Source organism: Stieleria neptunia (genome assembly GCF_007754155.1).
Classification (GTDB): domain Bacteria; phylum Planctomycetota; class Planctomycetia; order Pirellulales; family Pirellulaceae; genus Stieleria; species Stieleria neptunia.
Window position 1 is genome coordinate 2,998,141 of sequence record NZ_CP037423.1, and the last position, 14,812, is coordinate 3,012,952.

The following is a 14,812-nucleotide window of genomic DNA, read 5'->3' on the forward strand; positions in this document are numbered from 1 at the left end:
GCCAGAAACTCCGCCAGAAACACTGCGTTTCCCTCGCCGGAGGCGTTTCGTCCAGCACTTGCCAGGGACTGATCAAACAACCACCCCAACCAGGCATCCTGGATTCACAGACGCTCGTCTCCACAGATCGATTCAGGACACGAGCAAGACTCCGGGGCAGCCTGTGTTCCGGAGTCCCTCTCTTGTGGAGGTCGTGCCGTTTTTAAGTTATTGCTTGGGGCACCCATCGAGAGTGAAGTGAGCGTGCCGATTCACCGATCGACGTCCCCTCGCTTCGCTCGACCCTCCTGCCAGGAGGGTGACTCTAAAACTGCACGACCTCGGTGGACGGGGGAAAGGTTTCAGTCCCATGACCGGAATCGTCGGTCGTTGATTGCCCGTTTGGCCGTCAATGGAGCTGATACTTCTGGTCGGTCCAGCATCGCGGCAGCGGTTCGCCGGAGGGGAACACCAGGGCCGATTTGGCGAACACACTTTCGTCCTGCTCCTCTTCACCCGCCTGCCGTCTGGCGACGACTTCCGATTCCAGCGGACTGGCGAGTTGATCGATTCGGCTGACCCGGATCAGGTCCTCGGATTGGCGCTCTTTTAAAAACATGGTGACGGTCTTCATCGGTCCGTCCTTTGGTTGAAGGATGTCGAGTCTGGTGACGATCCCATCGCCGCGAGATGGAGCGGTTCACATCCATCACGTCTGCGGCGATCAGGCAAATTGGATTGGCCGCAAGTCCCGTTCCATTGCAGATGGATCTTGGACGACGGGGATTCGTGTTGGCAGTCGGCGCATGATTTGCAACCGCTTCAAAGGCTGGCGTCGCCGGCTTCGTCAGAGGAATCTCGAACACGCACGGAGAACAACATGTCGACTGCATCCGCAACGCAAACCGAACACCTGCACGAACTGTCGCGACAAATCCGTCGCTGGATCATTCGCTGCACCTCTCAGGCCGACTCAGGGCATCCGACCTCCTCCCTGTCGTCTGTCGAATTGATGGTGGGCCTGTTATTCGGAGATTGCTTTCGGTTCAATCTGCAGCAACCCGATCACCCCGCCAATGACCGATTGATCTTTTCCAAAGGCCACGCCTCGCCGCTGTTCTATTCACTTTGGGCCGCAGCGGGGGAGATTGAACCCGAGGATTTGATGGGCTATCGAACGTTTGGTAGCCGACTGGAAGGTCACCCCACGTCACGATTTCGTTTGACCGAAGCGGCAACTGGATCGCTCGGTCAAGGGCTTTCGATCGGGGTGGGCATGGCTTTAACAGCGAAGTCTCTCGACCGATCGCCCAGTCGGACGTTCGTCCTGTTGGGCGACAGCGAAATGGCGGAGGGTTCACAGTGGGAAGCGATCCAGTTGGCAGCTCACTATCAACTGGACAATTTGATCGGGATCTTGGATGTGAATCGTTTGGGCCAACGTGGCGAGACGATGTACGGTCACGATTTGACCGCCTACCGTGATCGCATCGAGTCGTTCGGTTGGCGATGCGTGCTGATCGAAGACGGACATGACTACGATCAGGTGCGACGAGCCTATGCGGCGCTCGGCGAGGCGGGCGAGCGGTCTGGCAAGCCGACCATGTTGATCGCCCGAACGATCAAGGGGAAAGGGATTCCGTCGTTGGAAGACGAAAACGGGCATCACGGCAAACCGGTTGACCAGGAATCACTTGATCAGGTCCTGTCGCAGTTAGGCGACCCGAACCGGTCAATCCGTGGCGAAATCGCTCCGCCGGTTGTGTATCAACCGGATCCCGCAGCTTCCCGCGAAGTCGCATCTGTCGATTATTCGCTGGGTGACCAAGTGGCGACTCGCGATGCGTTCGGTAACGCTTTGGTTCGATTGGCTGACAAGTACCCGCGATTGGTGTCGCTCGATGGCGAGGTCTGCAACTCGACTCGATCCAAACGCTTTCGTGATCAGTATCCGGATCGCTTTTTTGAGATGTTTGTTGCCGAACAGAATATGGTCGGCGCCGCGACGGGGATGGCACTGCGTGGCAAAACTCCATTCGTTTCCACGTTTGCAGCGTTCTTGACCCGTGCGTTTGATCAGATTCGTATGGCGCCGTATTCAGACGCTTCGATCAAATTTGTCGGATCGCACTGCGGCGTCTCGATCGGCCAGGACGGACCGTCGCAAATGGGTCTCGAAGACATCGCGATGTTTCGTACGATCCAAAACGGTTTGGTGCTGTACCCCAGCGATGCTACGTCGACCGAAGCACTCGTCGATTTGATGGCCGATTACGATGGGATCGCCTACCTGAGAACGACGCGAGGCAAGCTTCCGGTCATTTACGATGCGGAGGAAACATTCCAGATCGGAGGCAGCAAGGTGCTGCGGACGAGCGACGCAGACCAAGTGACATTGATTGCCGCGGGCATCACATTGCATGAATGTTTGTCGGCACAGGCAATGTTGCAAGACCGCGGGATTGTGGCACGCGTGATCGATCTCTATTCGATCAAACCGCTCGATCATGCGACGGTGCGGCAGGCCGCAGACCAGAGCGAGGTTGTTTTCACTGTCGAAGACCATTTTCCCGAGGGCGGACTCGGCGAGGCGGTGTTGACCAGTTTGTCCGATCACTCCACCCCGGTGAACTGCATCGCAGTCCGCAAACGTCCGCTCAGCGGATCGCCGGACGAGCTGCTCGACGCCGAAGGGATCTCAGCGGCCATGATCGCCGATGCGGTCACACGGTGGCTGATACGCTAAGGATCGAACGGAAAATAAGTGGGATAGGCTTCCAGCCTGTCGGCTCTGGAATGACAGGCTGGAAGCCTATCCCACTTGTCCGATCCGACACTTATTTTCCGTGCGGTGCTAAGCAAGCTGGCAGATTCTGGACCCGGGCCGTTGTTTTGTTGATCTGTACATTTGTGATGTCAGTCGAACGAGCCTCGTGCATCTTCGTGCCCGCGAACCCAATGACAACCGCCGCGACCAGAAACATCGTGACGCTGCCGCCGACGGAAAGCGAAAGATTCAGCATGGCAATGCGATGACGTCCCCCACACGACTCGTCATCGTGCGAATCATGGTGAGCATGGTTTGACACAGCGAATCGCATGATGACATGCGTTGAACGAACATCATTCGTCTTCTCCCGTCGGGTCGCGGGTCAGTGACGCGAAATAGCTGGCGATCTGTTGTGATTGTTCTTCATCGATGGCATCGGCGATTTTGTGCATCAGATTGCCGCTGCCAGCGCCTCCTCGTGATCGCTTCCGGAATAACGTCAGCTGACGACTCAAGAATTCGGCGGGTTGCCCAGCCAAAACCGGGTAGGACGGATCATTCCACACACCGTGGCACTCCGAACAGGCGGCGACTTTCAGCGAGTCGTCTTGCTGCGAAATCAGTTTACGTCCTGCTCGGATTTCTTCGGCGTCCAAATCGGATCGATCCGGCATCGTCGGCTGTTGCCCGGCGTACCACTTCGCCGCCGCGACGATTTCCGGCTGACTCAGCCGCGCGGCGATCGGCTCCATCACTCCGCTATGTCGATCACCCTTGGCAAACGCTTGCAGTGACTCCCGCAAGTAGACCTCGTTTTGGCCGGCGAGGATCGGCACGCGGGCATTGTCGCGGCCCATCCCATCGGCTGCATGACAAACCGCGCAGGCTTCCGTCACGATTGCAGGCGCGTCGGAGTTCTCGGTGACGTGGACCAGGTCCTGGTATTCCGCGACGCTCATCTTGCTGAACTGTTTCAGAAACGCCACCAATGGCCAGATCTCGTCGTCGCGTTGGCGGGTCGGCCACGCGGGCATCCCGGTAAACTTGATTCCGTGTTTCACGATGTAAAACATCTCGGACGGTTCCAACTCGTGCAGCACGTCGGGCAAGTACGGCGGCGCGGGAGTCATCGCCGCTGGGACCGGGGGCGACGGCAAGCCGGGGCGACCGTGGCACCATTTGCAATTGGACTGGTAGATGCCCGCGCCCAACGTCAGCATACCGGGCTCGTCCAGCGGAGGAACCTCCGTTCCGTTGCTGTGAAAGGCGACGGAGCGATCGCTGGCAAAACCGAGAATCCAACGGGTGATCGGCCAATGCCCGCTGCTGGCCTTGACGGGCATGATGCCGGAAACCAACACGAGTAGACCGATCACTGCCAAAACCAAGCCGAGCAGCGCAATCTTTTTCAAAAAGTCCTTCATGCTGATGCCTCCACCGTCGAGGGGCGCGTGGTTGATTCATTCTGCCGGGACGTCAGTGCCGCCGAACGATTCCGCAAGAGATCTGCCGTCAGCACCAGACCGCCCGCCAGGTAAACAATGCCGCCGACGACCAACATCACTGCGCCGCCGAGATGTTGATCTTCCAACGGTGTCAAACCGCTCATGCCGTGTGGATGATGAAACAGCAAACGCGGCGACAAGGCCAGCAGCGCGCCGAGTAAGGTCATGTGCATCGAGGTGAGCAGCAATCCGACCACTCCGGCGGCACTGCGCTGGTGGGTACGTGGTTGCGTGCCCCCGAATGCCGACAGCCAAACCCACGTGCCGGCGGCCAAAAACATCGACTGTTCCACGACGAATCCGAGCGTGTCGTGTCTGGCCCAATGGTGTAGCCCCGGTCCGTGCCAGGCCCACACGATGATCAACTCCCCGACCGATGCGGGAACCGGTGCAAAAAATGCCGGCCACACTCGGACCGGATCAAAGCGACGTCCGGCGGCGGCGAGCGAAAGCATCGGAGCCACGATCGCAACGACCAACATGTGCAAGGTCATGTGTGCGGCAAACGAGTGGCGGGCCATGTCGGGAAGTGGACCCATCCATGCTGCTGTTAAAATGACCCACCCGAGATTCCAAATCAGCAAACGCATCAGTGACAGGTCCCCACGAAGTACAGCACCAGGGCGGTGAAAACGGTCGCAACCGCACTCAAGCATGACAACAGAAACGTCGACAGTCCGACGAGACGACGTTGATCGGCACGGGTGTCACCGTCGTGTGGGCCGCCATCATGGCCACTTTGATGGCGGCGATAACCGACCCAACCGACGCCGGCAAGGATGACCATCGCCAGCACGGTATAAGCCATCACCGCCATCTGAACCTCGCCGGCCGAGCGATCCGAGTCCGCGAACTTGGCGCAAAAGATCGCGGCGGTCAGATAGCTCGCCAAGAAATGAGCGGCCCAGACCGAGGGCGCCGCGACGATCCACCAGATCGCGCTGCCGTGATCGTTGCCATTGACGCCGCTGTAGACGCCGCTGCGTTCACTCGTCTCGGTCATGACCTTCACCTCGCCACCATTGGAAATCCGGCGATCACCAGGCAGGTGATCGCGGTGGTCAACAACAGGAAATGCCAATACAGGGTGACGTTGACGATGTCCGCGTCGCAGCGTGCCGTCATCCGACCGGCCGCTCGTCTGGCGGCACAGTAGACGTGCATCACGACGCCCAGGACAACATGCAGCGCCGTCCAGCCGGTCAAGACCCACACGATGGCCGGATAGACGTGGGCGGTTGGATCCATGTGGTGTGTAAACGGACCGTACAACACGGCCGCGGCGCCGCCGAGACTGCACACCACGCCGCAAACGATCGCGGCATAGAACCCTGCGGCGTGGTTTTGTCGATTCCATTTCCGCGCGGCCAATGTGGCGACGTATCCAATGGCGATCATCAGCAACGCGACGGCGGGCCAGATCCACCCCGGCCCGGTTGATCCGTCCGGCGGAAAATCATCGTGGGTCGTCCAATAGAAAAAGTATCCAAACACCAGCGAAATGAACGCGGTCATGTCACCCAGCATCGTGATGAACATCGCCCACCAGCCGACCGCCTTGGATCCCGACACGTAGATCGGCAATGTCACACCACGCCCGACGTCCTTGTCTTGCTTTTCCGGAATCCATGCCGTGCCGGTCCACAGCCAAGTGAGAATCGTGATGAATGCAAACAAACCGCTGATCGCTGCGGCGGAATACCAGTGGTACGTGGACAGGATGAACACTCCGCCGGTGAAGATTGCTGCGAAGTGCGTCAGGAACGTCGGTCCCGGAACCCGCAAACATTGGATCGGCTCGGCATCGACCACCGATGTCACCAGCGTCTCCCGCAGTCCCTCTTCTGCATCGGGCAGGTAAAAATGGCCCGCGTCGACATCTTCGACAAACCCCTCTTGATCCCAGAGCGGATAGCGGCTGGTGACGATCGGAATGCTCCGCACCCCCCAAGGCTTGTCGGGCACTTCCGCCAACCATTCCAGCGTGCCCGCATTCCAGACGTTTCTCGGCGCGAGAGGTTGGTTCTTTTTGGACCGCAGCACATCAAAGAGGAAAATCACAAACCCGATCGCCAGCACGAAGGCACCAACGGTGGAAATTAAATTTAACGTCATCACCTCCAGTTCAGCCGGATAGGTGTAGACGCGGCGCGGCATCCCCAGCAAACCGCTCAGGTGCATGGGGAAAAAGCTGACGTTGAATCCGATCAGCATCGACCAGAATGCGTACCGCCCCAGTCGTTCGGAAAGTTGTTTGCCGGTGACCGCCGGATAGTAGTAATAGACGCCGGCGACGATCGGAAAGATCGTGCCGCCGATCAGCACGTAGTGCAGATGTCCGACGATGAAGTACGTGTCATGTGCCTGGTAATCGAAGGGAGCCACCGCAACCATCACGCCTGTCAAACCGCCGATGATAAAGGTCGCCAATCCGCCCAGCGTGAACAGCAAGCAGACCGATTTGGTGACGCGCCCGATCAACAGTGTGGCGATGAAACAGAACAGCTGAATCCCGGTCGGAATCGCGACCGCTTGTGAGGCGGCCGAAAAAATGCCGATCGAAATCGCCGGCAATCCCGTCGTGAACATGTGGTGTACCCACAAGCCGAAGGACAGAAAACCCGTTCCGACCGCTGCCAAAACGATCCAACCGTAGCCGACCATCGGCGTGCGAGCGAACGTGGGGACGATCATGGCGATCAACGCGATCGACGGCAGAAATACGATGTAGACTTCGGGGTGACCAAAAATCCAAAACAGGTGTTGCCACAACATCGGGTCGCCGCCACGCGATGCGTCGAAGAACGGCCAATCGAGCGACCGCTGCAGTTCCATCAGCAAGTCGCCCGCGATCAACGGCGGAAACGCAAACAGGATCATCACGGCGACGACCAGGATGTACCACGCATAAAGTGGAATCAGGTTCAACTGCATGCCCGGTGGACGACATTTCAAAACGCCGACAATCAACTCGACAGCCGCCGCGATCGACGCCACTTCAATAAACGACAGTCCCAGCAGCCAAATGTCGACGCCGACACCGGTCTGGTATTCGGTGGTCATCGGCGGGTACATGAACCAGCCACCCTCCGGCGCCACGCCGAAGAAGATCGAGCCGCAGACGAAGACGCCACCGATCACGAAACACCAAAAACCATAAGCGGAGAGTCGAGGGAAGGGCAGATCGCGTGCACCCAGCATCTCGGGTAACAGCAAGATGGAAATCGCTTCCAGGATCGGCACCGCGAACAGAAACATCATCACGCTGCCGTGCATCGTGAAGATCTGGTTGTACTGATCGGCGGTCAAAAAATCGTTGTCGGGGATCGCCAACTGGATCCGCATCAACAGCGCCAGGATGCCGCCGAACAGAAAGAACGTGAACGAGGCGACGACGTACCACAGGCCGACTTCCGAGTTGTTGACCGCCGACCAATACCGCCAACGCGTCGGCGTACGCCATGCGTCCAGCAAGCGTTTCGCACTGGCATCGAGTCGGTCGTCACCGGATGCGTCGCTGAATTCGTCCGCGTTCAATTCAATTGCTCCAAGTAAGCGACGATCGAATCCACTTCGGATGTGCTGAGCGCTTGGAACGCGGGCATTTGCACGCCTGGTTTGACAGCATGGGGCTGACGAATCCAGCGGCGAAGGTTGTCGGTGTCATTGCGGTTGATCCCCGCACCTAGACTGACCCGACCGGCGAAATGGGTCAGATCGGGACCGACTCTACCGCTCGCCTCGGTGCCCCGGATGGTGTGGCACGCACCACATCCCTTGCGGCGGAACAGTTGGCGTCCCCGAACGGCCGCCGCGCCCACCGGTTCACGGGCGTCTTGTTGTTGGTCCCGCAGCCATTGATCGAAATCGGCCTGCGGCATCACGATCACATCGAATGCCATTTGCGCGTGGGCGGTGCCGCAGTATTCGGCGCACGCGCCCCGAAATCTGCCGACGCGATTGGGGTGCAGTTTCAAGCGAGTTTCTCGGCCGGGAATCATGTCGACTTTTCCCCCCAGTGCCGGAATCCAGAACGAATGAATCACATCCTCGCTGCGCAACTTAAACTCGACCGGTTGATCGACCGGTAAGCGAATCTCGTTGGCCGTCTCGACACGCCCGTTCTCGCCGGTTCGGTAGCCGATTCGCCACCACCAACGCACCCCGCTGACGTCGATCGTCAAACTCGCTTTCGGAGCCGGTTGATGGAGTTCGGGCAACATCGCCAGCGCGTAACACAACAGGCAGGTCAGCACCAACGTGGGGAAAACCGCACCGCCGCCGATGACCAGGGTTTTGGTCAATCGTGGCCGGTGTCCTCCAGGCACGATCAGCGAATAAACCGCCACGCCGACGACGATCAACCAGATCAACACCCCGCCGCCGACCATCCAATGGAACAGTTCGGCGATACGCTCGGCCCCGACCCCCGCCGGATCGAGCGTCGATTGCGAAATGTCGCCGATCAGTAAGCAGGTCATGGTGGCTGGCTGAATTGGAACCAAGTTGCAAGGGAATCGGCCATTGCGGCGCTGCCGACGACAAACGTTTCGTCTCCAAGGACGATCGGCAATTCAAGGAGGCCGCGACACAGACGAGGAAGCCCCGTTGGGCGGGAGGGCGCGAGCCCTCCGGTCTTTCACAGCGTTACCCGTCGGTGCGTCGGTCGTTTCCATCTGGTTGGACCGCAAATCGTGTGCCCAGCCGTTGGCAAACCGTCCGTCGATGATTCAACGTGATCGCATCCAGGGGATCAGACCGCCGGCGATCAGGACTTCCAATTGGCGCGACGACAGGCTGTGGTCGCCGATCAGGCGGGTGGATCGAGTCGTGTTTTCGATCGTGATCTGCTGCCCCGAACGAAGTTGTTCGGCGGGGGATTCGATGACAAGATCGTCGTCGGCCGCAATGTGTTCACGCGTGTTTTCAACGGTCAGCGGCAGGATGCCGAAATTGACAAGGTTTTGCCAGTGAATCCGCGCGAAACTTTCCGCGATCACCAATCGCAGCCCAAGGAACTGGGGAGCGATCGCGGCGTGTTCACGGCTGGAACCTTGCCCGTAATTGGCACCGCCGATGATTGCGTGTGGGCCGTCGTGTTCTTTCGCTCGGCCGACGTACGTGGGATCAACGTCGATGTAGACAAATTCGGCGATGCGAGGGATGTTGCTGCGGAACGGCAACACGCGGGCACCGGCGGGCATGATTTCGTCAGTCGAAATATTGTCGCCGACCGCGAGCAGCACTTTCACGGCCAGGCGGTCGGGAAGCGGTTGGGAGTTTGGCAGCGATTTGATGTTGGGGCCTTTGACCAAGCCGGGCTTTGTCGCGCTGGAACGTGATGGGGGCGGAGCGATTTGATCGGTGTCGATGATCGGCGCGGAGGGTTCTTTGATCTTCGGATAGGGACGATGCGCATCGCGTGGGTCGGTGATCTTGCCCGCCAATGCCGAGACGGCGGCGGTTTCGGGGCTACACAGGTGCACCGCGTCTTCTCGTGTGCCGCTGCGGCCGGCGAAGTTGCGCGGGACGGTCCGCAAGCTGATGCGTCCCGTCGCCGGTGCTTGGCCCATCCCGATGCAACCGTTGCACCCGGCTTGGTGCAGCCGTGCCCCCGACTGCAGCAACGTCAGGACATGGCCATCGCGCGCCAAGTTTTGAAGGATCTGACGAGAGGTCGGGTTGACGTCCAGTGAAACGCCCTGGGCAACCCGTTGTCCCTTGACGATCTCGGCCACGACGGCGAAGTCGCGGTAGCCAGGGTTGGCACTGGAACCAACGTACGCCTGATAAATCGGTTCGCCGGCGACTTCGCAAACCGGAACCACATTTCCGGGACTGGTCGGTAGCGCGATCAAGGGCTCGAGCTTGGACAGGTCAATGGTCTCCTCGCGGTCGTAGCTGGCGCCCGAGTCAGCCCGCAATTCTTGCCAATCCTGCTGGCGTCCTTGTGATTTTAAAAACTCTCGCGTCACCTGATCCGACGGAAAGACACTTGCGGTCGCGCCCAACTCCGCTCCCATGTTGGCGATCACATGTCGATCCATCGCCGACAACCCGCCCAGCCCGTCGCCGCTGTACTCGAGGATCCACCCCACGCCTCCTTTGACATCGTGGCGTCGTAACATTTCCAGAATGACGTCTTTGGCGCTCACCCAGTCTGGCAACTCGCCTTCCAGTCGCACGTTCCAGATTCGCGGCATCTTGACGTAGAACGGTTCACCCGCGATCGCCATGGCGACCTCTAATCCGCCTGCGCCCATGGCCAACATGCCGATCGCGCCGGCCGCACAGGTATGCGAATCGGATCCCAATAGCGTCGCACCGGGTTTGCCGAAACGCTCTTGATGCAGCGGATGAGAGACGCCGTTGCCGGGACGACTGAACCACAATCCGAATCGCTTGGCGGCACTTTCCAAAAACAGATGGTCGTCGGGATTCTTGTGGTCTTCTTGCAGCAGGTTGTGATCGACATACTGAACCGAGCAATCCGTCTTGGCGTGGTCCAATTCCATCGCCTCAAGTTCCAGCATCACCAACGTCCCGGTCGCGTCCTGTGTCAGTGTTTGATCGATCCGCAAGCCGATCTCCGATCCCGGATCGAGCGAACCGGAAACCAAATGGCTCTTGATCAGTTGCTGCGTGATGTTGGAAGCGGTCATCGTTGCACTCTTTTCTACCAGGATGGTCGATCAGCAGGTCGTTGGGCCGTGACACCGTGAACGACCGGAGGGCTCGCGCCCTGCCGCTAACAAAAACACTCCTCTTCGCGTCGACAGGCTGGAAGCCTCTCCCACTCCTCTTCCGTTCCTTGCGACGAGAGGTGGGAACTGCAAATGAGATGCCTGTCCGGCTGACGCGAGGTGGGATCCCCGGATACAATCGGTGCTGTACCGCCCCAATCAACTTGAATCGAGACGTTTGAGTATGCACCGGACCATTGCATCGGGTTTGTTTGCCCGGTATTCGATCGCAGTGAGCTTTTGTGCAGTTGGCTGGTGTTCGGTTTGCCTGTTCCTGTTTCCAGGCTGTTCGCAGCGGGGCGTTGAGTTTGGCGGCAACGATCCGGGTAGGACCGCGACCGCATCGCCGGACGCCCAACGGAAAACTCCACCACGAAGAATCGATGCCCGGCATCTGCCGAATCCGATCCAGGTGCATCCGAAGGTGATTTCCGGCGGGTTGCCCGATGGAGAGAAGGCCTTTAAAGAGTTGCAGTCGCTCGGGGTGAAGACCGTGATCAGCGTCGATGGCATGAAGCCCGACGTCGAGACCGCTAAAAAGTACGGCTTGCGCTATGTCCATCTGCCGCATGGGTACGATGGCGTCCCGGACGGGCGCGTGAAGGAATTGGCAAAGGCCGTCCGGGAGTTCGAGGGAACGATCTACATCCACTGTCATCACGGAAAGCATCGCAGTCCCGCGGCGGCGAGTGTCGCCTGTGTGGCGGCGGGGTTGATTCCGCCATCCGAGAGCGTGGCGATTCTGAAACTCGCCGGAACCAGTCATCATTATCGCGGACTGTACGAATCGGCAAGCGTCGTGACACCACTTGAATCCGCCTTGCTGGACGAGCTGAGCGTGGACTTTCCCGAGTCGGTCGAGGTCCCGCCGATGGCGGAAGCCATGGTGGCGATGGGCCACACGCATGACCATTTGAAACTGATCGCGGAGGCGGGGTGGCGGTCGCCGCCGGATCATCCTGATCTACATCCGGCTCATCAGGCGTTGTTGATGCGCGAGCACTTCACCGAATTGCTTCGCAGCGAGGAGGTGCTGGGGGAACCGGACGCGTTTCGGCAATCGTTGCGTGATTCCGAGCAAGCCGCCGAGGCACTGGAAGTTGCCTTGCGGGCCTGGGCGGCGACTTCTCCTGCGGCCGACGCGCCGCCGCCGGAGTCCGTGCAACGCCACGCGGCAGCGATCTCTGCCAACTGCAAGGCCTGTCACCGGCAGTTCCGTGACGTGCCGCTGAGTGAGAAATGAAGCGGAGCTTGGGGCGTCCGGCGCGCCTGCTCAATGCCTCCTACTTTGACGCCAAACGCGGAGTTTTTCGTTAGCGGTAGGGCGCGAGCCCAATACCGCTAAATCGAGAAGTGACTTACTCCAAAAGGGCCCCCCTCTCCCCCGAACAAGCCTCTTCGTTGATTCAGATAGATCATGGGCGTCAAGTGATTTTTGTATGCCAATACGTTGCGACGACGAGAGGCTTGTTTGGGGGAGAGGGGCTGGGGGTGAGGGGGAATCCGCATGACGAAACGACGAAGCAATCACAAGGCAACCGAGTTTGTTCGTGAACAGCGCGGCCGGTCGAATGAATCTGAAAACTCGGTCTAGCAGAAGATGCGAAATCGTGGTTGCGCCGCAGAAAAGTTTCGACATGAGTATCCGATAGGGCGATACACCGTTGATTTTTGCTGTGTCGCCAGATCCAACCGGGGTTCGAGAGCGTCTCGTTGCCGCAATCCGGCAACGGCGCACAGAAGAATCCCCCTCACCCCCAACCCCTCTCCCCCAATTCCTGACTCGCTTAGGCTCGTCAGGAATCGGGGGAGAGGGGAGCCAGGGTGATTCATGTTCGCTTCTCGATTTAGCGGTATTGGGCTTCCGCCGTTCCGCTAACACCTTTTAAGCTAAAACCTCGTCAAACACAGGGGAAAGAATGCTTCACAGCGCTTTCCTTCCGTACGGTCACGTGACTACTTCAAGCTGACCGACTGCGCGGCGCCGCCCACTTTCGCGTCTTTGGCGACGATCGTTTCAGGTGCGTCTTTGCCGGCCTTGATGATGAACGATTTGCCCTGGGGAGCGGCCGGGACAAAGGTCTTTCCGGCAATGCGAACCGTATACAGGATCTCGTCGCTGTCTGAATCGACAAGCTGGACGACGGGTGAATCGACATCAAAGGTCAATTCTCCGAGCGTTCCCCAGGACGGCGGATTGTAGTTGTCGAATTGCGAGATCGTCCGCGGCCAGCCGGGGTACTGTTTCGCCGACGGATCGGTCACGTCGACATTGCGCGGCCAACATTCCATCGTGATCTGACGCGTTTTCGTGTTCAGACGTACGATGCCGAATCCGGCCGATCGTGTGTTGAGCACGTTGCCTGCCGGCATTTTTTCAGGATTAGCCGCCGCGTAGTTGGTGACCTTGTTGGCAAAGCCATCGAGATGGTCTCCGGTGTATTCCGGGCTGCCCGGTTCGCGGTTCTGACCCGGTACCAGCGGTTCCCACCAGCGCAGATAAAGATTGGCGATCGAGGGAACACAGAACGACCAGATGGCGTCTCGATGTTCGTCGATGCCGTGATGAAAGATCGTGGCCAGGTGTTGATCGCCGGCGTAGTGGAACGCGAACGCTTTGCGAAGTGATTTCAAGGCGCGGTTTCGTCCGGTTTGCGGCCAGCCGTTGGAATCCATGTCGGCATGCAATCGACCGTTGGCGCTGCCGTGGATGTGTGCACCGCCGCAGAAGATGGTTTGCGACAGGGCGACTTTCATGTTCGCGTCTTGCCAGTCCTGGGCCCAGTCATCCAGGAAATCCAATTGTCGCTGACCCAACAGGATCGCACCGTCGACGTCGACGCTGGCGGGATCGTACTCGGGATTGCGGATGTGGTCGGGACGCGGTCCCTGCTTGGGCACTCGGCCGGCCGGACCGGTTTTGAATTTGCGGTCTTCCAGAATGGCAAAGTCGATCTTGCCCCAGTTCAAATTGGTGAAGTAGACGCCGATGCCCTGGCCGATTTTGAGCGGGTCCACCGGATCGGGGAAATGGCTGGTTTGGGCGCGTTCGACTTCTTGGACATAGATCCCGGGCTGGCGGTAACCGCCGTCGGCGTTGCCGCTGATCGTGGAGATCTTTCCGCTTTCGCCCCACAGGTTGGGCTGGCCGACGTCATGGTCATCGGGCAGGCAGAGCGTCGGACGATCCTTGATGATTGCCCCGAAGTCACGTCCGAACTTCAACCAGGCGGCCAAATGTTTGTTGTGGTCGTAAACCTGGTCGCCGGAGAAGAACAGCACGTCGGCGTCGACTTTTTGAACGTTGTCGATCAGGTCTTGGCGTGAGATGTCGCCGCCATGGGCCGGTTGAATCGAGTTGCCGGTAAAGCCGACGACGACGATTTCGTCCTTGTCCACGGGGTTTTTGCGGATGACGCCTTCGTAGTTCGCTGCGGGCCCATGCAAAACCCGGTACTTGAACGCTTGCGTGTCGTCCCAGTTTTCGACTCGAAAGGGCGCCGTCCAGCCGGGTTCAATCACGTTGGTTCGATCGACTTCGACCCAGTCGCCGTCTTTTTCGATTTCTAGCCGAACGGTTCGGCTCTCGCCCGACTGGAGCGGATAGAGCTGGGCGGTCAGCTTGAGCGTGTTGTCGTGAACCGTGTAGAGCGCAAAACAAATCACCTCGCTGCGTTCGACTTCGGGGATCTCCAGGATCGCGCGGCGTGGCCGGCGCTGGTTGTTCTGTTGAGCGAGTGCCGGAGTCACGGCCAGCAGCAACGCCAGGCAACAGAGCCCGGCTCGTGTGTATCGTTGTCGATTCATTCAATTGC

11 protein-coding genes are annotated in these 14,812 nt (G+C 59.1%); 3 read left to right on the plus strand and 8 right to left on the minus strand.

Translation table 11 applies throughout. From position 1 onward, the window contains the following. Positions 1–388 precede the first annotated feature (388 nt). Positions 389–613 carry an acetyltransferase gene (locus Enr13x_RS10545; RefSeq protein ID WP_231744197.1) on the minus strand — a complete coding sequence of 75 codons (225 nt, stop codon included), beginning with the start codon at positions 611–613 and terminating at the stop codon, positions 389–391. A 246-nt stretch (positions 614–859) separates the two neighbouring features. Here Enr13x_RS10545 and Enr13x_RS10550 point away from each other — a divergent pair, with 246 nt between their 5' ends. Further along, on the plus strand, positions 860–2,725 hold the full coding sequence (locus Enr13x_RS10550) for a transketolase (RefSeq protein WP_145386025.1): 1,866 nt from the start codon (positions 860–862) through the stop codon (positions 2,723–2,725). Positions 2,726–2,912: 187 nt separating this feature from the next. Then, positions 2,913–3,065 carry a hypothetical protein gene (locus tag Enr13x_RS37850; RefSeq protein ID WP_197455934.1) on the plus strand — a complete coding sequence of 51 codons (153 nt, stop codon included), beginning with the start codon at positions 2,913–2,915 and terminating at the stop codon, positions 3,063–3,065. Between the two features lie 37 nt (positions 3,066–3,102). On the opposite strand, the gene Enr13x_RS10555 is transcribed toward Enr13x_RS37850, so the two are convergent. The 6 genes from Enr13x_RS10555 to Enr13x_RS10580 all read right to left on the minus strand — a co-directional run bounded on the left by Enr13x_RS10555 (position 3,103) and on the right by Enr13x_RS10580 (position 10,916). Next, entirely contained in the window at positions 3,103–4,173 is a 1,071-nt protein-coding gene (locus Enr13x_RS10555) for a c-type cytochrome (RefSeq protein ID WP_145386026.1), read from the minus strand. Next, positions 4,170–4,844 carry a cytochrome c oxidase assembly protein gene (locus Enr13x_RS10560; RefSeq protein ID WP_145386027.1) on the minus strand — a complete coding sequence of 225 codons (675 nt, stop codon included), beginning with the start codon at positions 4,842–4,844 and terminating at the stop codon, positions 4,170–4,172. Before Enr13x_RS10560 ends, Enr13x_RS10555 begins: the two co-directional genes overlap by 4 nt. Further along, on the minus strand, positions 4,844–5,257 hold the full coding sequence (locus tag Enr13x_RS10565; protein WP_231744198.1) for a transmembrane prediction: 414 nt from the start codon (positions 5,255–5,257) through the stop codon (positions 4,844–4,846). Before Enr13x_RS10565 ends, Enr13x_RS10560 begins: the two co-directional genes overlap by 1 nt. Before the next feature lie 5 nt (positions 5,258–5,262). Then, positions 5,263–7,791: a cytochrome c oxidase subunit I gene (gene ctaD / locus Enr13x_RS10570; RefSeq protein ID WP_145386028.1), complete on the minus strand. Its 2,529-nt coding sequence runs from the start codon at positions 7,789–7,791 to the stop codon at positions 5,263–5,265. Further along, positions 7,788–8,735: a cytochrome c oxidase subunit II gene (coxB, locus tag Enr13x_RS10575; protein ID WP_145386029.1), complete on the minus strand. Its 948-nt coding sequence runs from the start codon at positions 8,733–8,735 to the stop codon at positions 7,788–7,790. Before coxB ends, ctaD begins: the two co-directional genes overlap by 4 nt. A gap of 249 nt (positions 8,736–8,984) precedes the next feature. Then, positions 8,985–10,916, minus strand: coding sequence for an aconitate hydratase (locus Enr13x_RS10580; protein ID WP_145386030.1), 1,932 nt, complete (start codon positions 10,914–10,916; stop codon positions 8,985–8,987). A 313-nt stretch (positions 10,917–11,229) separates the two neighbouring features. Between Enr13x_RS10580 and Enr13x_RS10585 the strand changes: the two genes are divergently transcribed. Beyond that, complete coding sequence (locus tag Enr13x_RS10585) at positions 11,230–12,240, plus strand: protein-tyrosine phosphatase family protein (RefSeq protein WP_197455935.1); 1,011 nt, start codon at positions 11,230–11,232, stop codon at positions 12,238–12,240. Between the two features lie 713 nt (positions 12,241–12,953). On the opposite strand, the gene Enr13x_RS10590 is transcribed toward Enr13x_RS10585, so the two are convergent. Next, positions 12,954–14,804: a hypothetical protein gene (locus Enr13x_RS10590; protein WP_231744199.1), complete on the minus strand. Its 1,851-nt coding sequence runs from the start codon at positions 14,802–14,804 to the stop codon at positions 12,954–12,956. Positions 14,805–14,812: the final 8 nt, after the last annotated feature.

Bases quoted from the DNA above. Each gene is read 5' to 3' on its own strand.
- Enr13x_RS10545 (WP_231744197.1), bottom strand. From the start codon at position 613: ATGAAGACCGTCACCATGTTTTTAAAAGAGCGCCAATCCGAGGACCTG.
- Enr13x_RS10550 (WP_145386025.1), top strand. From the start codon at position 860: ATGTCGACTGCATCCGCAACGCAAACCGAACACCTGCACGAACTGTCG.
- Enr13x_RS10555 (WP_145386026.1), bottom strand. From the start codon at position 4,173: ATGAAGGACTTTTTGAAAAAGATTGCGCTGCTCGGCTTGGTTTTGGCA.
- Enr13x_RS10560 (WP_145386027.1), bottom strand. From the start codon at position 4,844: ATGCGTTTGCTGATTTGGAATCTCGGGTGGGTCATTTTAACAGCAGCA.
- Enr13x_RS10565 (WP_231744198.1), bottom strand. From the start codon at position 5,257: ATGACCGAGACGAGTGAACGCAGCGGCGTCTACAGCGGCGTCAATGGC.
- coxB (WP_145386029.1), bottom strand. From the start codon at position 8,735: ATGACCTGCTTACTGATCGGCGACATTTCGCAATCGACGCTCGATCCG.
- Enr13x_RS10580 (WP_145386030.1), bottom strand. From the start codon at position 10,916: ATGACCGCTTCCAACATCACGCAGCAACTGATCAAGAGCCATTTGGTT.
- Enr13x_RS10590 (WP_231744199.1), bottom strand. From the start codon at position 14,804: ATGAATCGACAACGATACACACGAGCCGGGCTCTGTTGCCTGGCGTTG.